Raw genomic sequence first — 21,879 nt, forward strand, 5'->3', positions numbered from 1 at the left:
TCCTAGTCTACCTTCATTCCCCCTCCACCATAACGACCCCCAGCCATAACTTAAGTAAGACTTTGGTCTTACGAAAAGCGAAGGGGACTGATTAGAAACAGAGCGGTAAGTGAGAAAGCACGGAGTGGGCGCTTTATCCCACGCAGGGCTTTTCTTGGGAATATCAATTCAATGAAGACAAACAAAAAGAGACTGGGACAAAAGTGTTTTAGCCAAATAAAAAACCGAACTATACTGCAAATCTTCATACGAAAATTTGCATAAGTTCGGTTTTTTGAATAGTTATCTATCCCAGTGTAGGGAGAACGCGGAGACTCCTGCGGGAACAGCGCGAGCTGAAGACCCCGCAGTGGGGACCCTTCCACGAGGAGGCTGAGGCCGTGCCCGTGGAAAGCAGCGCTCAAGAATAAGACTCGGTTTTAAGCACTGGGAAATTAGTTATGTCCCAGCCTCCTTCAGCTTCTCCATTGTTATTGCATTGGGACGATAAACATCAGATATGGAATTTACGCTTTAATTTCTCCATCCATTTTTTCGGCATCCTATAGGAAATCAGCAGCAGAACAGATCCCAGCAAAGTAGAAGGAAGGAGGTCTTTCGAAGATTGCAGGATGATATCTTCAGCATGCAAATACCTTTTCAAGACAAAATCGATTCCAACGATCAGAATGAGAAGCGAAAAAATAATATATCCGCTTTGACGGAACCAGCTTCTATTTCTTTTATAAATTGCTATATTCAGCAACAGCAGCAACAAAGCTATGATCAATATCGGGAATGCTATCTCGACAGACCAGCCCGTATATCCATGGATGAAGTCAAATCCGAATAATCCAGCACATATGGTTATCAGTAAAACGATGATTTTATCTCTTGTTCTTTTGACATAGCCAAATAGAACGTAGAAGAAGCACCAGCCCATCAAAATGGATAAATTGCTGTATAAAGACCAGGTAAAGGCTTTATTCAATAGGAAGTCTATCAACGAAGGCACCAGGAATCCCAATATCATCAACACACAAAGAACCCGGAAAATGATACGGATAAAGAAACTGACCAGGTTCTCATACAAACTGTAATATTTCGGAAAGCCATTCGTATCCAACAATTCCTCATCGCTCAAGACCTTTGGTATATAGGTAAAGCATAGCGGACAAGGAACCTGATCCTTCTCGACACTCACCCCGCATTTAGGACAGTAAGCCATCAATATGCACTCCTGTTTGTTTCAATTTTTATTTGGATGCCCTCTTCGACTAATTTCCTGAAGAACATCCTTTCCACTATCCTATCGTTCGACAAATTTCCGAATGTAATATACATATCATCCTTGTAGCTGATTACGCCGGCTTTTATTTTGTTGCCGATGCTTGGCGGGGGGTAGAAATCAAACCGCTGCACATATTCTTCCAATTCTTTTTCAAGGGATATCACCCCGAGATTGGAAATGGAACTTGTATACAGGTTTTCGCCAAACCTGGCGTGGACCAGCGGGGAAATCCAGTCCTTTACAAACAAAGGGAGCGTCCGAAGCAGGAAATGCCGTTCTCCCCTGACACTTCGGGCAATCAGCGTCTTTAATTGTTTACCATTTAAATATCGTTTCAGCTCGATACTGATCGCTTCCACAATATCCTCGAAGCTATAGGTACCGAGACGGGGATCGATTGTGATCGGAACACTTACAAAGAAATTTTTCAGTGTGCTGCTTTCAAAGAAGTTACGCAGATTGACAGGGACGTTCATTGTGATGGGCTGTTTCCTCTTTTTTGAATTTTGTTCTTGAATGCCGATCAAAATCTCAGTATATAATGCCAGCAAATAGGTTGTGACGCTGGTTTGATGTTTTCTGGATACCTCTTTCAAGACCTCTACTTTCAGCTTACCGGTTGTAACATGATACACTCCCCTCTTGTCCAATCTGATAGGAATCTTATAGGCTTTATCCAGCGCCTCCTGCCAGTTTGGAACCGATTTTTCATAATGCTGGATGAATGCATTATCAAAATTAAAGTCCCCTAGCTTTTTTCCCGGGGACGGGACACTGATTCCTTCCCTTTTCAGATAGTTCCTCACGAGAAGCTTTAAGAACTCCTTTCCGCCGGTTCCGTCAGTCAGCATATGGGAAAGCTCTAAGGAGATTTTCTTATTATAGTAAAGAACCCTGTAGGGAAATGTGTTGCGTCCTCTGAAAAATAGATTGGAACAAGGGTAATAGTGCTCTTCGGAAACAACGGGAATAGCCGTTGTTTTTTCGAAATAATACCAAAAGACGCCTCTTTTCACGACCACTTTAAAAGAAGGAATCTCTTCCAGTGTTTCCTCCAGAGCTTCTTGAAGGTATGCAGCGTTTATCGACTTATACATACTTGCCGAAAGACGAAAGACGGTGGAAACCCTGGATGTAACAGTGGAAGCATATAGCTTGCCGGCGCTATCCAGTTTATACCAATCTGTTTCCATGCGGAAATCCCCTTCCTTCTCTCATGCTAGTTTTCTGGTATAGGCAGTATACTCTCATGGATACTGCATTCCCCCTATATCTCTCCTTATGAATGCATCATTGCCGATGCTTGGAAGCTACAACTTGAAGATTCTTTCCCCGGCGGCGAAAAGTAAAAAGATCAGGCATGAAACACAGCAAAATGGAAGACCTTAGGCTCCACAGTGCGTCGACATCTGCTTGTCTCGGACCACTCAGGCAAGAAAAAAGCTTCCTCTATATTATGTACGGTGAATGCGATAAGGAAAAGCAGGATTTCCATACATATCCCCTCCTCTTCATTATCGCATAATATGCATGGATCAGCTGCTGACTTTCCGAATATCTGTCAGTATCATCTGACTCTTCGGCATGCTCGGCATGGACGAATGGCTATAGCTCAAATCCTGTTCCGGCACCGTATACCTCAGCTTATTCACAAGAAAATCCACACTCACTTCCATTACCTGGATCGTCACCCACTCCCCGGCACAGCGGTGTCCCATGCCGAAATCCCCGCCTCCTTGCGGGATGAAGTCAAATGGGCTCTTATCCCAATCGAGAAATCGCTCCGGCCGGAATAAATCAGGCTGTTCCCATAGATGCGGATCGTGATTGTTGCCGTATAAATCCAGTAATGTCATCGTGCCTTCTTTGAACTGATAGCCATTCCATTCAAAATCCTTTTTCACCTTGGCCAGCGTCGCTGGGAAGAAGGGATAAAAACGGCGGACTTCTTGTACGAAACGATGGATACTGCCATCCCCTCGTTCCAGGCGTTTCTTTTCCTCCGGAAATTGATGCAGGGCAAGGGCGGCAAATACAATGTAAATACTGATGGCGACAATCGGCCGGAGTATATTCAGCACTTCAACAGCCGCAACCTCCGCAGGCAAAAGCTCGCCATCTGCATCCCGATGCCATGAAAAGACATAGAGCGCGCCTTCCCGGATCGGGTGCAAGTCACCGCTGCGTACTTGCTGCACCAACTCCGAGATCCACTTTTCCGCACCGGAACGCGAGACTCGCCCTTGCCAATGGGAAGCTCCAAGGGCAGCCGGCGCTTCGAATAAATGGCGCATTTGTTCTGTCCTTTTCTTTTCGTCATCCAGCGGTACACCTGCCCATCCACACGCTGCCTTCATCAGTATATGGTGTGATGCTTCGTATAATTTGATTTGGTCTGCTTCATCCCATTTTTCACTCGCCCGGTCCCATTCCCTCTCGATAAGCTGATCCAATTTCTGAAGCTGGTTTCTTGTCATGATGGACATGAACATCTCTTTTCGATTTCTATGCTGCTCTCCATCCAGTGTCTGAACGCCGCCTTCCCCGAACAGTGTTTTGACGAGGCGATTCGGAGCAGCACCAGCTCGGATGAATTTATCTGTATCATAGAAAAGCTCCGCTCCTTCTTTTCCGCCGAGACAAATCGCCTTTTTTCCAAGCAAAGTAGTCTCGAATACATCGGACTGAAAGCTCTTCCTCCGATGCAGGATGAATTCATACCCTTCCTTCAAGAAAGCCAGGGTATGGTCCAGACCTTCTTCCTTCGGCATTGCCATATAACGTCACCCTTCCCTGTTTCACTTGGCTTTTCCCTGCAATCTTCGTCTGAAAACGAAACAGCACCTTGCCTATTTTTCCTGAGCAAGGTGCTTCCTATGTATCAGAATGCTACATAAAAGGGATGCTGGGCTTCATCCAGACAGCTCTCGATTCTCTCAGACGGTGTACAAATACCGCCGATCGGCCTGCCAAGGAATAATGTATTGCAGATGCTTTTCCCGGTATTTTGATAAATCCCGCAAAACTTCGTCACTTCGATTTCAATGCCGCTTTCTTCCTTCACTTCGCGGACTGCTGCCTGGGCGAGGGATTCACCCTCCTCCACCTGCCCGCCAGGCATTTCCCAGCCCCTCCTCGGACCTTTGATCAAAAGAATATGTCCTGCTTCATTACGCACAATCGCCGCTGCATAAACGATATGTTTAGGCGGCATATCACTCTCCTCCTTCCTTTATTCCTCCCATAAGAAAATGACCCTTTCCTGCTGTTATAGAGATTTTTTATGTGCATGCCATTCCGCACCCCACAATGTTAGAATCTTTGAAAAGGAGGTTTTCCCTATGCTTGATATCATCCTGCTTGGATTTGCTTTGGCTGCAACGCCAGGACCTGATTTCCTGCTTATGACACGGAACACATTGGCACAAGGCAAAAGATCCGGATTCATCACACTGCTCGGCAACCGCTGCAGTCTGCTTATACATATCAGTTTTGCCTTGCTTGGTCTATCGATGATCCTGCAGCAATCCATCCTCCTGTTCACCGGCATCCGGCTTCTCGGTGCCTGTTACCTGATTTATCTCGGAATCAAGAGGATTATCCATCTCGTTCGCAGACAGAAACGACAGCAGGAAAACACGACATTTACAATCACGAAAACACATGCTTTTCGCATGGGATTTTTAAGCAATTTCCTGAATCCGAAGGTCAGCCTGTTCTTCCTCAGTATTTTTCCGCAATTCGCCAGTACCGATCAGCTGCACAATCCATTATTGCTGATCATTTGTTTCTTGCTCGGCAACAGCACTTGGTACGTCGGGGCACTGCTCCTTATCGGCATGAAACGTATCCGTAAGATCGTCCTCGGATTCCAAGCATATTTGGATGCAGTATTCGGTTTTGTCTTCCTCCTATATGGGGGGAAAATTGTGTGGGATGAGGTCGTTCGCAAACTCGCCTTCCAAGAAGGGACTCCAGTCCGCATGCATTGAAAAAGACCTGCCGATATCCAATCGGCAGGTCTTTACTTTCGTTTATTGTTTCTTGAATTTTGCCAATGCATCAGCCAAGGCAGTATTGGTGAAGCCATCATCCTGCTGGTTCTTCTTCAGATACTTCTGTACATCTCGTTTGCTCGCTTTATTGGATTTTTCCTTTTTCCGGCGCTCGTTGAATGTACTTAGCTTTTCACGATGGCCGCACTTACAGAAGAACATCTGTCCTTCCCCTTCACCGCGGAGCTCCAAACGTTTATGGCAGTTAGGGCAGCGGGCATTCGTCGTTTTGGCGATATTCTTCTTATGTCCGCATTCCCGATCCTGACAGACGAGCATACGACCGCGTTTACCATTGACCTCCAGCATCAGCTTGCCGCAATCCGGGCATTGCGTGCCAGTTATATTATCGTGTTTGTACTTATGCTCACTGTTTTTGATTTGCGTGACGACTTCTTTGGCATACTGCTTCATTTCCGAGATATATTGCTTCTGGTTCAGCTTCCCTTCGGCAATGGCACCCAGCTTCATTTCCCATTCCGCTGTCAGCGCAGGGGATTTCAGCTCTTCCGGTACGAGCTCCAGCAGCTGCCGCCCTTTGGATGTGATCTTCAAGTATTTGCCCTGCTTCTCGATATAGAACGTATTGAATAGCTTATCGATGATATCGGCGCGTGTCGCTACTGTGCCCAGTCCGCCAGTTCGGCCGATCGTTTTGATAAGATCCTTGTTCTCTCCGGCCATGAATCGGACCGGATTTTCCATCGCATGCAGCAAGGTACCTTCCGTGAATCTTTCCGGAGGTTTTGTTTCCCCCGTTGTCATCCGATATGCGAGCGTCCACTGCTCCCCTTTTTCGACATTCGGCAGCGTCTGGTCATCATCAGCTTCCTCGTCATCGAAACGATTCGCATAGACTTCCTTCCAGCCTTGTTTCTTCACGATTTTCCCTTTGGCGGTAAACACTTCCCCCGCAGCTTCGACAGTCAACGTCGTCTGTTCATATTCAAATGGCGGGAACAGCACCGCAAAGAAACGCTTGATGACCAAGTCATAGATCTTCCGTTCCTTATCCGAAAGATCGGCACCATATGCATTCTGATCCGTCGGAATGATTGCATGGTGATCGGATACCTTTTTATCATCTACAAATGCTTTCGTCGCCTTGATCGGTGCATTGGCGATTTTTGTAGCCAAACGGCCATAGCTTCCCACGCCAGCGGCTTTTACACGATCTTTCAGTGTCGGGACGATATCCGAGGACAGATAACGGGAATCAGTCCGCGGATATGTCAAAAGTTTATGACGCTCATACAGCTGCTGCATGATATTGAGCGTTTCCTTACCGCCAAAACCGAACAGCCGGTTGGCATCACGCTGAAGTTCCGTTAAATCATACAATTGCGGAGCATAGCTTTTCTTCAGCTTCTTCTCCACTTCCTGCACGGTGCCCTTCACCTGATCCAGCTTCCGCAGCACCTGTTCTGCCTTGTCTTTGGAAAACGTGCGTGTACTGTTATGCTTCTGATCCTTCCAGATGAGGCGCAACCCTTTTTGAGTCTTGGCTTCGATACCGTAAAATGTCTCCGGCTTGAAGTTCTTGATCTCTTCTTCCCGCTGATGGATCATTGCCAGCGTCGGCGTCTGCACGCGCCCGCTGGATAACTGCGCATTGAACTTCGTTGTCAGAGCCCGTGTCGCATTAAGTCCGACATACCAGTCTGCTTCTGCACGTGCTACCGCCGATTTATAAAGATTCTCGAATTGCTTGCCGCTTTTCAGGTTTTTGAATCCATCCTTGATCGCTTTATCCGTCACCGAGGAGATCCATAACCGCTTCACCGGCTTGTTGACACGTGCTTTTTCCAGGATCCAGCGTGCCACAAGCTCCCCCTCGCGTCCGGCATCCGTCGCAATGACAATCTCGCTGACATCGCTTCTGTTCAGCTGTGTTTTGACCGTGCTGAACTGTCTGCCAGTCTGCTTGATCACGACAAGCTTCAGCTTGTCCGGCAGCATCGGCAGATCCTCTATCTTCCATGTTTTATATTTATCGTCATATGTCTCCGGGTCAGCCAGCGTCACCAAGTGACCAAGCGCCCACGTTACAATATAGTCTTTTCCTTCCATATAGCTATTCGTTTTCTTCGTACATCCAAGAACACGAGCTATATCGCGGCCGACAGATGGCTTCTCTGCCAGTACAACCGTTTTACCCATGAAAACATCCTTTCTCGAATCACTTCCTATAGTGTAGCACATGGCAGCTTTTTTCGGGAGCGCCGGGCATGGGACAGTACCCTGACAGGATTCATTTTGATAAGCCGGCTCTTGCCTCCTGCCTGCGTCATACAAAATTCAGAACATTGACTTACACCTATAAATCCCGTAAGCTTAAGGCATGCGTGACATTTTTGATCATGGAGGAAAAAGAATACATGATAACGGTAAATAATGTAGGATTGCAATATGGCGATAAGAAGCTATTTGAAGAAGTTAATATAAAATTCACCCCAGGGAACTGCTATGGGGTCATTGGTGCGAATGGTGCCGGAAAATCCACTTTCTTGAAGGTACTTTCCGGTGAAGTCGAGCCGCAAACAGGCAATGTGGCAATCGGCGACGGAGAGCGTCTTGCCTTCCTGAAACAGAACCACTTTGGTTATGAAGAGCATGAAGTCCTGCAGACCGTCATGATGGGGCATGAGCGCCTGTTCAAGATCATCGAGGAAAAAGATGCCCTTTATGCAAAGGCTGACTTCTCCGAGGAAGATGGCATGCGTGCTGCCGAGCTTGAAGGTGAATTCGCAGAGCTGAACGGCTGGGAAGCAGAATCCGATGCGGCTGTCCTTTTGAAAGGACTGGGTATCCCGGAAAGCTTGCATGACAAAAAGATGGCGGAACTGACTGGTGCGGAGAAAGTGAAAGTGCTCTTGGCACAAGCTTTGTTCGGCAACCCGGATGTCCTTCTGCTGGATGAGCCGACGAACGGACTTGATTTGCAGGCCATCCAATGGCTGGAGGAATTCTTGATCAATTTCGAGAATACAGTCATCGTCGTATCCCACGACCGTCACTTCCTAAATAAGATTTGCACCCATATTGCGGATGTCGACTTCGGCAAGATCCAGCTTTATGTCGGAAACTATGATTTCTGGTACGAATCCAGCAAGCTGGCAACGCAAATGGCGCAGGATGAAAACAAGAAAAAAGAAGAGAAAATCAAAGAACTGCAATCCTTCATCGCGCGTTTCAGTGCCAATGCTTCCAAATCGAAGCAAGCGACATCACGTAAGAAGATGCTTGAAAACATCACATTGGAAGATATCAAACCCTCTTCCCGCCGCTATCCGTATGTAGGATTCCAGCAAGAGCGCGAAATCGGCAATGATGTACTGACGGTAAAAGGCATCACGAAAACGATCGACGGTGTCAAAGTACTGGATAATGTCAGCTTTACAATCGGCCGCGAAGACAAGGTGGCCCTGGTCGGACGTGATGAAATCGCAAAAACGACACTGCTGAAAATCATCATGGGTGAAATGGAAGCTGATGCTGGCGAGTATAAATGGGGCATCACGACTTCCCAATCGTACTTCCCGAAAGATAACTCCGAGTATTTTGATGGTGTGAACCTCACTTTGGTTGACTGGCTTCGCCAATATTCCCCTGAGGATCAGACAGAAACATTCTTGCGCGGTTTCCTTGGCCGCATGCTGTTCAGCGGAGAAGATGCGCTGAAAGAGGCAAGTGTGCTTTCCGGAGGAGAAAAAGTACGCTGCATGCTTTCCAAGATGATGCTGAGCAAAGCCAATGTCTTGGTGCTGGATGAACCGACGAACCACTTGGATCTTGAATCCATCCAATCGCTGAATGAAGGGTTGATCAAGTTCAAAGGTGTCATCCTATTCACTTCCCATGACCAACAGTTTGTGAACAGTATCGCGAATCGTCTGATCGAGATCACTCCGAACGGTATTGTGGATAAAGAAATGACGTATGATGAATATGTTTCCGATACGAAGCTGCAAAAAGAAATCGTAGCAATGTACAATTAAACCAACAAGCTCCAAGGCCCCTGCTTTGGAGCTTGTTCTTTAGGAGGCCGCCATGTCTTATATAAGTAATGTCGAGACGCCTTTAGGTAATGTACAGATCACTGCAACGGAGCAGTTCATTACCAGTATCCTCTTTGCCGAGGAACTTCCGGCTAACGAAAACTCCCTGACGCAGCTGGCCAAGTCCCAGCTGCAAGCCTATTTTTCCGGGGAGCTCACACAGTTCCAGCTGCCGCTTGCCATGAACGGAAGCCTTTTCCAGAAACGAGTGTGGGAGCAAATCAACCGGATTCCGTATGGGGAATCAAGCTATTACAGTGCAATCGCAGAACAAGCTGGAAATGGACGGGCAGTGCGGGCAGCTGCCAGTGCTGTCGGACGCAATACGTATGCCATCGTCGTGCCTTGTCACCGAGTCATCGGTAAGAACGGTATTGTCTCAGGATATCGCTGGGAACCTTGGCGAAAAGAATGGCTGTTGGAATTTGAACAGCGAAGGAGCGGATGAGAAATGAAAGTACTTGTAACGGGAGCTGCCGGCCATATCGGGAAGAATCTGGTGAAAGCTATCCATCAGGATTATGAATTGGTTTTGACGGATATCAAGCAGGACGAAGAACTGAAGGAATTCGGGGACTTCCGGCAGGCGGATCTAGCGGTATTGGAAGAAGTGGAGAAACTTGCTGAAGGCGCGGATGCAATCGTCCACCTCGGCGGTATTGCAACCGAAAGCACATATGAGCAAATCAACCGAAATAATTTCAATGGGACCTACCATATATATGAAGCAGCCAAAAAGCATGGAGTGAAAAGGATCGTTTTCGCCAGCAGCAATCATGCAGTCGGCTTCCATCCTATCAATCAATCCATCGGTCCGGATGCCCCTCATTTGCCTGATACATACTATGGCGCAAGCAAAGCCTTCGGTGAGAACCTGGCCAATATGTATCACCAAAAACATGGCATCGAGACTGCCAGCCTGCGTATCGGCAGCTATTTGGAAAAGCCTGCTGAACATCGCAACCTGAACACATGGATAAGCGTCAGGGATATGAATCAGCTGATCGTCCGATGCCTGGAGGCAGATCGGATTGGTACAGCTGTCCATTATGGTGTCTCTTCCCTGCATAATGATTATTTTGACAATCGCGATGCAGCCAAAATCGGTTATCAACCCGAAGATGATCCAGACGATTACCGGGACGAAATAGAAAACGTCAAACCGGAAAATGTGACCGATTACGTCGGCGGTGTGTTTACGAACTTCGGAAGATAATTCGAAACCATCCATCAATTTCAACGACTTGATGGATGGTTTTTTGCTGCTTGCGGACAGGAATCCCGCCATTGACAGCGAATATCTTACAGGATTGAAATAACTACAGATAGGATGTTGAAAATGGTACAGGGCATCAATTCTTATATCGTCACAAATGGCAATGGACAAGAAGCAGTCGAATTATATGAGGATGCATTGGATGCGCAAGTATTGAGCATCCAAACCTTCGGTGATATGCCGGAAGACCCGAATCATCCCATACCTGCCGAAGCCAAGGACCGTGTTTTGCATGCGCATTTAAAAATAGGAAGCAATGACCTGATGCTTTCCGATACATTTCCAGGACAGCCGTTTGAGCTGGGTGATCAAGTGGGGATCGCCGTTTCCATCAGCACACCGGAAAAAGCAAGGGATGTGTTTGATAAGCTTTCCGTCGGCGGCCAGGTAATCATGGAACTGCAGCAAACATTTTGGAGCCCATTATACGGCCAGGTAAAAGATAAATTCGGCGTTACATGGCAAGTATCCACTGTCGCTGAAAATCATTGATAATGAGTCGAAAGGCTGCCAAGAAAGTCTCGGCAGCCTTTTGTTATCTTGATCAATTTTTATTTTTTTATATTACCCGATAACTTCAACGCTTCCTTCAGCTGATTGAACGAACCGCCTTTTCCGTACATCAGGACCCCGCCGCGATAAACTTTGGCGGATAACCAGGCAATGAGCAGGATTGCTGCTACAAGAATGGCGATGGATAGAGCTATTTCCCAAGCGGGTACTCCCAGCATTCCGATGCGAAGGAACATGATCATCGGTGTAAAGAATGGAATGTAAGATGCAGCGACAATGATCGGCGAATCAGGTGAGCCAAGTCCGTATATGGAAAGGAAGAAAGCACCCATCACCAAAAAGATGACCGGACTGACAAGCTGCTGGACATCCTCCATCCTGCTTACCACCGAGCCAAGTCCGGCACATATGGTGGCATATAGGAAATAGCCTAAAATAAAGAAGATCAGCGCAAAGGTCAATGTGACCGGTGAAGCATTGGCTATCCCGATAAAATCGAAGAAGCCTCCGCCCAGTTCCTGGCCTCGGATTTGGATCATGGCATACACAGCAGCTGTGATCAATGCGACTTGTGTAAGCCCCATCATTCCAATCGCAAGAATCTTTGCGAACATTTGACCGACCGGAGAGGAACTGGATATCAATATCTCCATTACTCTGGAGGATTTTTCATTGGTAATATCCGTTGCGATCATCATGCCGTAAATAATGACACTCATATAAAGCGCAAAGACTAAAATATAGACAAGTCCATATGATCCTGCCAGTTCTTCTTCCGTTTTTGCTTCCTCATCAAGTGCTTCCCGCTGGAAAGAAACAGGCGTATAAATATCCTGGATGGTTGCTTCATCCACCCCAGCCTGCGAAGCAGCTTGCGCTACTTTGATTTGCTGCAGCTGTGCCTCGATATCATCGCTGGTGCCATTCGTCAGCTGCATCCCATAAAAAACAGCCTGCGGCAGGTTTTGCTCCGACTGACTCAAGACGAGCAGACCCTCATATTCTTCATTTTCTACCGCCTGCTTTGCTTCTTCTTCATTGCCGTCAAACAGCATAGGCTGATATCCATCGGCACTGGTACTCAATGCTTTGTAGAGCTGCTGATTTTCAGTCTCATCAATCACCGCCACCACCGGATCTTCGCTGTCCCCAGAAAAACGATCGATGATATCCGGCACATAAAAAATTCCGCAAATGGCAAGTAAGAAGATTGCGCTTGAAATGATATAGCCTTTTGTTTTCACCCGGGATAGATAGGTATGCGAAAATACAATCCAAAACTTACGCATAGGACTCACCTGCCTTTTCGATGAAGATATCGTTCAGAGTAGGTTCCCCCACTTCGAATTTAGTGACGAAGCCTTTCTCGGTCAGCAGCTTCCAAACGGTTTTGGCATCTTCCGACGATGCAATCTGCAGTTTGCATCCCTGCTGTGTCTCCTGATATTTCACCACACCAGCTGTGTCTTTCAAGAAAGTTACATCATAGTCTGCTGCAATGGTGATGTTCTTTTTACGGAAAGAACGTTTTATTTCCACCAAATCACCTTCCACGACCGGCCTTCCCCGCTTCATGATGCACAGGTAACGGCATAGCTCTTCTACATGCTCCATACGGTGAGAGGAAAATATGATCGAGGTCCCGGCCTGTTTCAACTCGATGACTGCTTGTTTCAGCATTTCCACATTGACAGGATCCAAGCCTGAGAATGGTTCATCCAATATCAGCAGCCGAGGATTGTGTAATACAGCGGATATGAATTGTATTTTCTGCTGATTCCCTTTGGAGAGCTCTTCCACTTTTTTGTTTTCATATTCTGTTATATTGAACCGCTCGAGCCAGCTCTTCAAGGCCTTGACACTGTCTGCCTTTGCCATTCCCCTAAGCTTGGCAAGGTATACGAGCTGATCCTTCACGGTAAGCTTGGGATAAAGCCCGCGTTCCTCCGGGAGATAGCCTATTTCATTGCTCTGGTCGTATGTAATCTTGCTGCCTCGCCAGAATATTTCTCCTTCTGTATTCTCCAATAGATTGAGAATCATACGGAATGTAGTCGTTTTCCCGGCACCGTTAGCTCCCAGGAATCCAAAAATCTCTCCTTCCGGTATTGATAATGTCAGCTGATCTACAGCAGTATGCTTGCCGAACCTTTTGGTCACATCTTTCAATTCAAGCACCAGCACCATCCTTTCTTCCCTGTTTTCCTATATATACGGATGAATGCTGGCAATGTTTCACTGGATAACGAGATTAACCCAATTTGATGACATGGAAAAAGAGTCCAGGGAAATAATTGTTTTCCCTGGACTCTGCCCGGAGGAAGCAATGCTCAGGCCTGCTTCCTGGATGCAATCAAATCTCTCACTTGCTGCCTTTCCCCTCGATGCAAGGCATCGACGATCTTGCTTCCTACTACCACACCGTCGCAGTACTGGCTCAGTTCCTTGACATGATCCGGCGTGGAGACACCGAAGCCTGCCAGCACGGGCGCCTTGCTGACCTCTTTCAATGCCATCAGATGCGTACCGAGTTTATCGACGAAGCTCGCTCTCTCTCCTGTCGTTCCTGCCACCGTCACTGCATAAAGGAATCCCTCCGCACGCTCTGCAAGTGCCCGGATCCTTTCCGGAGTGCTTGTCAATGCGACCAGACGGATCAATGCAATGTCATGCTTCTTCAGTGCTTCGGTTACCAGCCCTTCTTCCTCGAGCGGCAAATCAGGCAGGATGAGACCGGATATCCCTGCTTCCGCACAAGCGGACGCAAAAGCTTCCACTCCATAAGCAAAGACTGGGTTCAAATAAGTCATGATGACAAGAGGCACGATACGGCCCGCTTTCTCCTTTGCCACCTCATTCAAAACCGCTTGAACCGTCGTACCAGCTTCCAATGCACGTATGCCTGCTGCCTGGATCGTCGGGCCGTCAGCAACCGGATCTGAGAACGGCAGTCCCAGCTCGATTGCTGTTGCGCCGCATTCAGCTAGGAAACGAATGCGTTCATTCAGGCTGTCCAAGCCGCCATCACCAGCCATGATATAAGGTACGAATGCTTTTTCCCCAGCATCCGCCGCTGTTTGGAATGCCGTATCCAGCTTTGCTTTACTCATGCCGATCCCCTCCTGTCTCATGTGCTTCCCTGATTGTATTTACATCTTTGTCACCGCGTCCCGACAAGCAGACAACCAGCACATCCTCTTTCTTCATCGCCGGTGCGAGCTTTTTGCAATATGCCACTGCATGAGCGCTTTCCAATGCCGGTATGATTCCTTCTGTCCTGGACAGAAGCCGTACTGCCCCCAGCGCTTCCTCGTCGGTGACTGCATCATACGTCACGCGCCCTGTATCCTTCAGATAACTGTGCTCTGGTCCGACACCCGGGTAATCCAATCCGGCAGAAATGGAATGAGCCTCTTGCACTTGACCGTCCTCATTTTGCAGAAGATAGGATAATGATCCATGCAGGATGCCAGCTTTCCCTTCGGTAAGGGAAGCTGCATGCTGTCCTGTCGGCAGCCCTTTACCGCCAGCTTCCACACCAAACATTTTCACTTCATTATCCTCCACGAATGGATAGAACATGCCGATTGCATTACTTCCGCCGCCGACACAGGCAACAATCGCTTCCGGAAGCTTTCCTTCCGCTTCCAGGATCTGCTTGCGCGTTTCATCACCGATCACACGCTGAAAGTCCCGGACGATTTGCGGGAACGGGTGCGGACCAGCAGCCGTGCCGAAGATATAATGCGTATCTTCGACATTTGCCGTCCAGTAACGCATCGCTTCATTTACAGCATCCTTCAGTGTACCGTTCCCTTGATCGACGGATACGACCTGCGCACCAAGCAGCTCCATACGATAAACGTTCAAAGCCTGCCTTCTGACGTCTTCCTTTCCCATGAAGATGATGCATTCCAATCCAAGCAGGGCACTGACTGTCGCAGTGGCCACACCATGCTGGCCGGCCCCTGTTTCCGCGACGACCTTTTTCTTGCCCATCCGCTGTGTCAGCAGCGCCTGGCCGATTGTATTATTGATTTTATGGGCACCTGTATGATTGAGGTCTTCCCGTTTCAAATAGATTTTCGGACCGCCCAGGGACGCCGAAAGACGCTCTGCATAATAAAGCGGTGTCTCCCGGCCGATGTATTGCTTTAGATAATAACGCATCTCTTCCTGGAAGGCTGGGTCCGTCTTTGCTTTTTGGAATGCCTGCTCGAGCTCCAAGATGGCCGGCATCAATGTTTCCGGTACAAATCGGCCGCCAAAACTGCCGTAAAGTCCTGTTTCTGTCGGATAAATAGCCATTTTTTCACTTCCCTCTCTTTGCCGCTGTAATAAATTGCTGTATTTTAACTGGATCCTTTTGTCTTTCCGTCTCCACGCCGCTGCTGACATCGACTCCTGCAGGATGCACTTCCCGGATGGCCTGCTGTACATTCCCGGCATGCAATCCTCCTGCCAGGAAAAGCTTTTCCCTCGGAATTGCGTCGGAGCTTGCCAGCGACCAATCGAACGTGGTACCATTACCTCCGCGGTATGCTTCCGCCGGACTGTCCAGCAGATAATAATCACATGGATATGCCGCCAGCAGCTGCAAGTCATCCTCCGATGCTACTGAAAAAGCCTTTATGACGGGCTTATTGATGGATCTGACGTAGGATGGCGTTTCATCCCCATGCAGCTGAATATAGTCCAGTTCCGCAGTCTCGGCAATATCCTGCAAACTTTCGATCGGTTCGTTGACGAACACACCTACTGTTTTTACTTTTGGCGGCAGCTGTCGGGTGATGCTGGCTGCCTGCTCAGGCGACACTCTCCTTCTGCTGTCGGCAAAGACGAAGCCAATCATGTCAGCCCCAGCTTCCACTGCAGCCTTCCCAGCTTCGACTGATTGGATTCCGCATATTTTCACGATCATGATGATGCAGCTCCCACAGGAACTTGAAGTGACTTCAAGACGGAGGATACATCAGATGCACGCATGAGTGTTTCCCCGACAAGGATACCCCTTGCACCTGCCTTTGCTGCGCGAGCTGCATCTTCCGGCACCGCCATGCCGCTCTCACTGATGACAAGTGTAGCCGAGGTATCGATTTTTTTGAGCAGTCGCTCTGTCACGCCTAAGTCAACTTCGAAGGTTTTCAAGTTCCGGTTATTGATACCGATAATCCTTGCCCCGAGTTCCTGCGCTTGTGCCAATTCCCCTTCATTGTGCACCTCTATCAGCACATCCAGCCCTTTCGATGCCGCATACCGATAAAGAGCATGCAGCCGCTCCTGTTCCAAAGCTGCAACGATGAGCAGTATCACATCGGCACCATAATCCGCAGCCCTGTCTATCTGGATTTCATCAAGGATGAAATCTTTATTCAATATCGGGATTTCGACCGCTTCCCGGACAGCTGCCAAATCGTCCATCGTACCTTTGAAGAACGGTGTATCAGTCAAGACGGAAATGGCTCCCGCTCCTGCCGCTTCGTACATTGCAGCCTGATCCGCCGGCACCACATCGGGATTGATCATACCCTTGGAAGGCGAAGCACGCTTGATTTCGGCAATGATTTGAAGCTGTTCCTGCTCCTGGAATCGTTCATATAGGGAAATCGGCTGACGCTGCGCTGCCGTCGGACGATAGGTTTGCTTCAGGAAGCTGATTTCTGTTCGTTTTTCTTCTAGTATTTTTGCCAAAAATGTCATGGTGTCACTTCCTTTTTATAATCGATCAAATACTGCAGCTTCTGTCTTGCCGCCCCGCTATCAATGCTTTCCTTGGCAAGCTGGATCCCTTCCTGGATGGAGGCTGCCTTGCCATTGGCAAAGATGCCCAGACCTGCATTCAATAGGACCGTATCCCTGTGGACGCCAGCTTCTCCGTTCAATACACGCAGCAGGATATCTGCATTCTCAGCTGCATCGCCGCCCTTGATCGCTTCAAGCGGATATACCGGCAGGCCGACTTCTTCCGGATGGAGAGTGAAGGCTGCCTGCTTGCCATCCTCAAGCAAAACAAGATGATTCTCTCCTGCCAATGATGCTTCATCCATGTACCCCGCACCATTGATGACGATTGCCCGCTTGCGCCCCAGCTTATCAAGAGCTTCTGCCATCATCCCCAGCATGTCGCGACGATAAATGCCGAGCAGCTGTGAATCAAGCCGAACCGGATTCGTCAATGGCCCGATCAAATTGAAAATCGTCGGAATACGCAGCACTTTGCGAAGCTGCATCACCTGCTTCAAACCTGGATGTACATGCGGCGCGAACAGAAAAGCGATGCCATTCTCTTCAAGCAGATGCGTCATCTCCTCAGCAGGCAAATACAATGGGATACCCAGCTTCTCCAGTACATCCGCACTGCCGGTTCTGCTGGATACACTGCGGTTGCCATGCTTGGCTATCGTGATGCCGGCACCTGCAATGACAAAGGCTGCTGTCGTACTGATATTGAAGCTCTGCGACCCATCGCCTCCTGTACCGCAATTATCCATCACATCGGCTGCTTGAAGCGGGATGATCTGCGCTTTCTCCCGGATCGCCGCCACCATGCCTGCCACTTCATCGGCTGTTTCCCCGCGGGTTTGCAGCATGGAAAGGAAGGCTCCTGCTACAGCATCCGGCATGCTGCCATCCAGCAATTCACGTGATGCCTGCAATGCTTCTGCATACGTCAAAGCCTTTGTATTTGCAAGCTTAGCCAATAATGGTTCCATTACTTTCCCCTTCTTTCATGAGTTGAATATAATACTTCACGATCTCCTTGCCCGCTTCGGTCCCGATGGACTCTGGATGGAACTGCAATCCATGAACAGGATAACGGCTATGCTGGACAGCCATGATTTCCTCGTCATCTTCTGCATAAGCAATGACTGCCAATTCATTCGGAACAGTGCGTCTATCAATGACGAGGGAATGATAGCGCATGATGGGCAGATCTTTGATGATGTGCTCGATGGCTGGTTCCCCTACATAACGAAGTGTCGATGTCTTGCCATGCTTGATTTGGCCAGCCCGGACGATATCTGCCCCGAAGGCTGCGCCTATCGCCTGGTGCCCGAGACAGATGCCAAGGATTGGAATCCTGCCGGCAAAGTACCGGATGGCTTCGATACAAATACCGGCATCCTCCGGTCTGCCTGGTCCAGGTGAAATGATGATTGCCTCTGGATCCAGCACTTCGATTTCCCGGATCGTGGCCGCATCATTCCGGACAACTTTGACCTCTTCGCCAAGTTCCGCCATGTATTGGAAAAGGTTATACGTAAAAGAATCATAATTATCGATCAGCAGGATCATGTGAACCAACCTCCGTTAAAGATTTCGCTTTATGCAGCGTTTCGTGATACTCCGTCTCCGGATCGGAGTCATATACAAGACCGGCTCCCGCCTGTACATATGCTTTATCATCCTTTACGATCATCGTCCGGATTGCCAGCGCCAGATCAAGATCGCCATTCATATTGATATAACCGACTGCCCCAGCGTAAAGGCCCCGTTTTTTCCTTTCGAATTGATTGATCAGTTCCATTGCCCGTATTTTCGGGGCACCGGATACCGTCCCGGCTGGAAGGGCAGCTATCAGTGCATCCAATCCAGACATGCCATCAGCCAGCTCTCCCCGTACCTCGGAAACGATATGCATGATGTGCTGATACTTTTCCACTGCCATATATTTGGTCAGCTCTACGGTTCCCACCTTACACACACGCCCCAGGTCATTGCGGCTTAAGTCGACAAGCATCCGATGCTCTGCCAGCTCCTTTTCATCCGCCAAAAGCTCATCCGTCAGCTGCTCATCCTGCACCAGCGTCTTTCCGCGCGGCCTCGATCCCGCAATCGGGTTAGCCGTCACTTCATTGCCGCTTGCCTTGATCAAGCTTTCAGGCGAAGCACCCAATACGATATAGTCTTCAAAATCAAGGAAAAACATATATGGTGAAGGGTTGCTGGCTCGCAGCTTCCGGTAGAAGCTGAAAGCATCTCCATCAAATTCCGCTGTCAGCCGCTGGGAAAGCACTATTTGGAATACATCGCCAGCTTTGATATATGCCTTGGCATCTTCCACCATCTTCATGAATGTCGCTTGATCCGTTTCCGGCCGGAATCGGACTGGGGGCAGTACTGCATCAGGTATGTCTTTGTAGGCTGTTATTTCCTCCTCCATTTCCTCCAGCCTTGCCCGGAGCAAATCCTTGGACCGGCTGCCTGTGCCATCAATCGCCAGCAAAGTGATTTGCTGGTGCTTATGGTCATACACGATGATGTCCTCATAAAACATGAAATGTATTTCCGGCATACCGATTGGATCCTCCGGAACATCACCTATTGCTTCATACTGCCGGATAGAATCATATGCCATATAACCGACCGCCCCGCCATAAAAAGGAAAATCAAGCGGCAGCTCCATCCTGCCTATCTGACTTTTCAAAATCTCCAACGGCTTCCCCGATACCCTCTCCTCCTGACCGGATACCTTGAGCAGCGTTTCCCGTCCTCTGCCGATCAATTCTTTGTATGGATTGGCACCGATGATGGAATAACGTCCCTTTCCTGCGTGATGAACCGAACTTTCCAGCAAAAATTTCTTCTCGCCTGCCAGCCGTTTATAAATCGCGACAGGTGTCAATGTATCTCCGTTCAATTCCTTCTTCTCAAATCGTATGCTTTCTGCAACCTTCATCTTTTTCGCTCCCTCTTTTTTGTAATAAAAAAACCGTCCCCTATGTACATGAATCGATTCATGTACATAGGGGACGGTTCTTCACCGCGGTGCCACCTCTATTGAAAGCTCTTGCTTTCCGCTCATTCGGATACGAAGGCAATGAGCCTTGATATCCTATCCCGGTAACGGGGGAAACCGGATTCCCCTACTAATGTTCAAGGAATCTCTCTGAAGTCCATTCCATGCTGCCGACTTGACCGGAATCCCACCACAACCGGCTCTCTGTGCAAATCCAACAGCATGTACTCCTCTTCATCCACGATTTATGCGTATAAAAAAAGGGCAATCCCTCCTATAAAGGACGAGATTACCCGTGGTACCACCTTTGTTAGCTAGCGAACTAGCTCACTTTGCTCCTCTTATCGGGGGGAGTTGCCGCCACAGCCTACTGTCATTTTCAGCCATGGTGCTCGGAAGTCCATTCACATATGCGCCACACCGGTTCCCACCTAACACCGGCTCTCTGAAGTGACCACATAAGCTACTACTCTTCGTCGTCGCTCACGTATCAGTTATGTTGGATTCATTGTAGTACCCTCGTTTTTGTTTGTCAAGGGACAATTATTCTGCATCCAGTAATTCCGGCTTGCCATTTTCCCCGAAAATCAGTTGTTTCCGCGGCAGACGCTGTTTTGTCTCTTTTTCAATTTGTTTGATTTGCTGTCGATCACGCGGTGTAACAAAGGCTACAGTCAGACCTGTACTGCCAGCCCTGCCCGTACGGCCGATCCGGTGGATATAGCTTTCCGTATCTTCCGGCAGATCATAGTTGAAGACATGGGTCACACCTTCCACATCCAATCCCCGAGCCGCCACATCCGTCGCAACAAGGAATTGTGTCTTATACTCCCGGAAATTCTTCATGGCACGTTCCCGTTTTGCCTGCGACAGGTCGCCATGCAGCTCATCGGATTCAAGCCCCAGCCCGCGCAAATAGCCGTGCAGCTCGGAAGCTCGCCTCCTTGTCCTGCAGAAAATAATCGCAGCAAACGGACGATACATCTGCAATAAAACCTTTAATGTATTCCGCTTTTCCCGATCTGGCATCTCCAGGACAATCTGCTTGATTTCCTTCAACGTCACATTGTTTGATTCGATCGTGATTTCCTTTGGCTTCTGCATTTGGGAAGCCGCCAGCTGACGGATTTCCTTCGGCATGGTCGCAGAGAACAACAGAGTCTGTTTAGCTTCGGGAAGCGCAGCTGCAACATCCTTCACATCGTGCCAGAACCCCATATGGAGCATCTGATCAGCCTCGTCCAGGACAAATGTCCGGACATGGGAAAGGTCCACTGTTCCGCGGCGCATATGGTCGAGCAGCCTCCCTGGCGTCGCGACGACGATATCCACCCTGCCTTCCAGTCTCTTGAGCTGTTTGATGATATCTTGACCGCCATAGACAGCCAATGTGCCGATTTCCTCCTCGGGATGAATCAGCTTCGCCAGTTCATCATAAATCTGGATCGCCAGCTCCCTCGTCGGGCTGAGGATGAGTGCCTGAATACCTGCACTGTCAGCCTCGAGCATCTCCAATATCGGAAGCAGGAATGCGAGCGTCTTCCCTGTACCCGTCTGTGCTTTGGCAATCACATCTTTCCCCGCCAGGATCTCGGGAATAGCCTGCTGCTGTACTGGAGTCGGTTCAGTCAAACCCAATTTATGTAATACGTCAAGCCGTTCATGCTTTATATTCAAATCCTCGAAAAGCTTCATATCGTTCCCTCTTTCATACTTTTTCCATGATTATTATGTGAAATTTCCATAGATGTACGCTTAAAAAGTTTGTAAGATACTAGTATACACATAAAAAGGGGGAAATTATATGCAAAAATGGCTGATCGGCATTTTTGTGCTGCTGATCATCAGTTTCAGTCTCATCGGCCTTTTCCGCGGGGAAGGAGAAGTCCACCAAATAAATGAAACAGGTAAATCATCTGCAAATTCAAATGATGAAGCGTTTACCCTGCACACTAACGGGTAAACTG

General features: G+C 48.5%; 22 protein-coding genes and 2 other annotated features. Of the genes, 6 read left to right on the forward strand and 16 right to left on the reverse strand.

Annotated elements, in window-relative coordinates; all coding sequences use genetic code 11:
• Positions 1-493 precede the first annotated feature (493 nt).
• The 5 genes from CHH53_RS00980 to CHH53_RS00995 form a co-directional block, all read right to left on the reverse strand.
• Entirely contained in the window at positions 494-1,207 is a 714-nt protein-coding gene (locus CHH53_RS00980; RefSeq protein ID WP_095214253.1) for a DUF6320 domain-containing protein, read from the reverse strand.
• A complete protein-coding gene (locus tag CHH53_RS00985) occupies positions 1,207-2,463 on the reverse strand; it encodes an alcohol acetyltransferase (protein WP_095214254.1) in 1,257 nt (418 codons plus the stop codon). The genes CHH53_RS00980 and CHH53_RS00985 overlap by 1 nt, the downstream gene beginning before the upstream one ends.
• Before the next feature lie 161 nt (positions 2,464-2,624).
• Positions 2,625-2,765, reverse strand: a complete 141-nt coding sequence (locus tag CHH53_RS17225; RefSeq protein WP_158221443.1) for an HXXEE domain-containing protein — start codon at positions 2,763-2,765, stop codon at positions 2,625-2,627.
• Between the two features lie 40 nt (positions 2,766-2,805).
• Complete coding sequence (gene cypC / locus CHH53_RS00990) at positions 2,806-4,047, reverse strand: CYP152 family fatty-acid peroxygenase CypC (RefSeq protein ID WP_095214255.1); 1,242 nt, start codon at positions 4,045-4,047, stop codon at positions 2,806-2,808.
• A gap of 104 nt (positions 4,048-4,151) precedes the next feature.
• On the reverse strand, positions 4,152-4,484 hold the full coding sequence (locus CHH53_RS00995) for an NUDIX hydrolase (protein WP_095214256.1): 333 nt from the start codon (positions 4,482-4,484) through the stop codon (positions 4,152-4,154).
• 127 nt (positions 4,485-4,611) lie between these two features.
• Between CHH53_RS00995 and CHH53_RS01000 the strand changes: the two genes are divergently transcribed.
• Complete coding sequence (locus tag CHH53_RS01000; protein ID WP_158221444.1) at positions 4,612-5,262, forward strand: LysE family translocator; 651 nt, start codon at positions 4,612-4,614, stop codon at positions 5,260-5,262.
• Positions 5,263-5,304: 42 nt separating this feature from the next.
• On the opposite strand, the gene CHH53_RS01005 is transcribed toward CHH53_RS01000, so the two are convergent.
• A complete protein-coding gene (locus CHH53_RS01005) occupies positions 5,305-7,485 on the reverse strand; it encodes a DNA topoisomerase III (protein WP_095214258.1) in 2,181 nt (726 codons plus the stop codon).
• A 218-nt stretch (positions 7,486-7,703) separates the two neighbouring features.
• On the opposite strand from CHH53_RS01005, the gene CHH53_RS01010 reads away from it, so the two are divergent.
• The 4 genes from CHH53_RS01010 (at position 7,704) to CHH53_RS01025 (ending at position 11,151) form a co-directional block, all read left to right on the forward strand.
• Positions 7,704-9,323 carry an ABC-F family ATP-binding cassette domain-containing protein gene (locus tag CHH53_RS01010; RefSeq protein ID WP_095214321.1) on the forward strand — a complete coding sequence of 540 codons (1,620 nt, stop codon included), beginning with the start codon at positions 7,704-7,706 and terminating at the stop codon, positions 9,321-9,323.
• Positions 9,324-9,375: 52 nt separating this feature from the next.
• The gene (locus tag CHH53_RS01015; RefSeq protein WP_095214259.1) at positions 9,376-9,831 is read left to right on the forward strand and encodes a methylated-DNA--[protein]-cysteine S-methyltransferase; all 456 of its coding nucleotides are present in this window, start codon (positions 9,376-9,378) and stop codon (positions 9,829-9,831) included.
• Positions 9,832-9,834: 3 nt separating this feature from the next.
• Positions 9,835-10,599, forward strand: coding sequence for an NAD-dependent epimerase/dehydratase family protein (locus tag CHH53_RS01020; RefSeq protein WP_095214260.1), 765 nt, complete (start codon positions 9,835-9,837; stop codon positions 10,597-10,599).
• 123 nt (positions 10,600-10,722) lie between these two features.
• Positions 10,723-11,151, forward strand: coding sequence for a VOC family protein (locus CHH53_RS01025; RefSeq protein WP_095214261.1), 429 nt, complete (start codon positions 10,723-10,725; stop codon positions 11,149-11,151).
• A gap of 59 nt (positions 11,152-11,210) precedes the next feature.
• On the opposite strand, the gene CHH53_RS01030 is transcribed toward CHH53_RS01025, so the two are convergent.
• From CHH53_RS01030 to CHH53_RS01070, 10 genes are all read right to left on the reverse strand, one after another.
• Positions 11,211-12,461 (reverse strand): ABC transporter permease, encoded by a 1,251-nt coding sequence (locus CHH53_RS01030; protein ID WP_095214262.1) that lies wholly within the window; start codon positions 12,459-12,461, stop codon positions 11,211-11,213.
• A complete protein-coding gene (locus CHH53_RS01035; protein ID WP_095214322.1) occupies positions 12,454-13,353 on the reverse strand; it encodes an ABC transporter ATP-binding protein in 900 nt (299 codons plus the stop codon). The genes CHH53_RS01030 and CHH53_RS01035 overlap by 8 nt, the downstream gene beginning before the upstream one ends.
• A gap of 149 nt (positions 13,354-13,502) precedes the next feature.
• Positions 13,503-14,282 (reverse strand): tryptophan synthase subunit alpha, encoded by a 780-nt coding sequence (gene trpA / locus CHH53_RS01040; protein WP_095214263.1) that lies wholly within the window; start codon positions 14,280-14,282, stop codon positions 13,503-13,505.
• Positions 14,275-15,480, reverse strand: coding sequence for a tryptophan synthase subunit beta (trpB, locus tag CHH53_RS01045; RefSeq protein WP_095214264.1), 1,206 nt, complete (start codon positions 15,478-15,480; stop codon positions 14,275-14,277). Before trpB ends, trpA begins: the two co-directional genes overlap by 8 nt.
• A 4-nt stretch (positions 15,481-15,484) precedes the next feature.
• Positions 15,485-16,093 (reverse strand): phosphoribosylanthranilate isomerase, encoded by a 609-nt coding sequence (locus CHH53_RS17460; RefSeq protein ID WP_198946007.1) that lies wholly within the window; start codon positions 16,091-16,093, stop codon positions 15,485-15,487.
• Positions 16,090-16,872, reverse strand: coding sequence for an indole-3-glycerol phosphate synthase TrpC (trpC, locus tag CHH53_RS17465; RefSeq protein ID WP_198946008.1), 783 nt, complete (start codon positions 16,870-16,872; stop codon positions 16,090-16,092). The genes CHH53_RS17460 and trpC overlap by 4 nt, the downstream gene beginning before the upstream one ends.
• Positions 16,869-17,885 (reverse strand): anthranilate phosphoribosyltransferase, encoded by a 1,017-nt coding sequence (gene trpD / locus CHH53_RS01055; RefSeq protein WP_095214265.1) that lies wholly within the window; start codon positions 17,883-17,885, stop codon positions 16,869-16,871. The genes trpC and trpD overlap by 4 nt, the downstream gene beginning before the upstream one ends.
• Complete coding sequence (locus CHH53_RS01060; RefSeq protein ID WP_095214266.1) at positions 17,866-18,468, reverse strand: anthranilate synthase component II; 603 nt, start codon at positions 18,466-18,468, stop codon at positions 17,866-17,868. The genes trpD and CHH53_RS01060 overlap by 20 nt, the downstream gene beginning before the upstream one ends.
• The gene (gene trpE / locus CHH53_RS01065) at positions 18,449-19,852 is read right to left on the reverse strand and encodes an anthranilate synthase component I (protein WP_198946009.1); all 1,404 of its coding nucleotides are present in this window, start codon (positions 19,850-19,852) and stop codon (positions 18,449-18,451) included. Before trpE ends, CHH53_RS01060 begins: the two co-directional genes overlap by 20 nt.
• A gap of 66 nt (positions 19,853-19,918) precedes the next feature.
• Positions 19,919-20,162, reverse strand: a binding site (T-box leader).
• A 26-nt stretch (positions 20,163-20,188) separates the two neighbouring features.
• Positions 20,189-20,401 (reverse strand) — a binding site (T-box leader).
• Between the two features lie 54 nt (positions 20,402-20,455).
• Positions 20,456-21,607 (reverse strand): DEAD/DEAH box helicase, encoded by a 1,152-nt coding sequence (locus CHH53_RS01070; RefSeq protein WP_095214267.1) that lies wholly within the window; start codon positions 21,605-21,607, stop codon positions 20,456-20,458.
• Positions 21,608-21,716: 109 nt separating this feature from the next.
• Here CHH53_RS01070 and CHH53_RS17230 point away from each other — a divergent pair, with 109 nt between their 5' ends.
• On the forward strand, positions 21,717-21,875 hold the full coding sequence (locus tag CHH53_RS17230) for a hypothetical protein (RefSeq protein WP_158221445.1): 159 nt from the start codon (positions 21,717-21,719) through the stop codon (positions 21,873-21,875).
• Positions 21,876-21,879: the final 4 nt, after the last annotated feature.

The organism is Terribacillus sp. 7520-G (assembly GCF_002271665.1).
Taxonomy (GTDB): Bacteria; Bacillota; Bacilli; order Bacillales; family Amphibacillaceae; genus Terribacillus.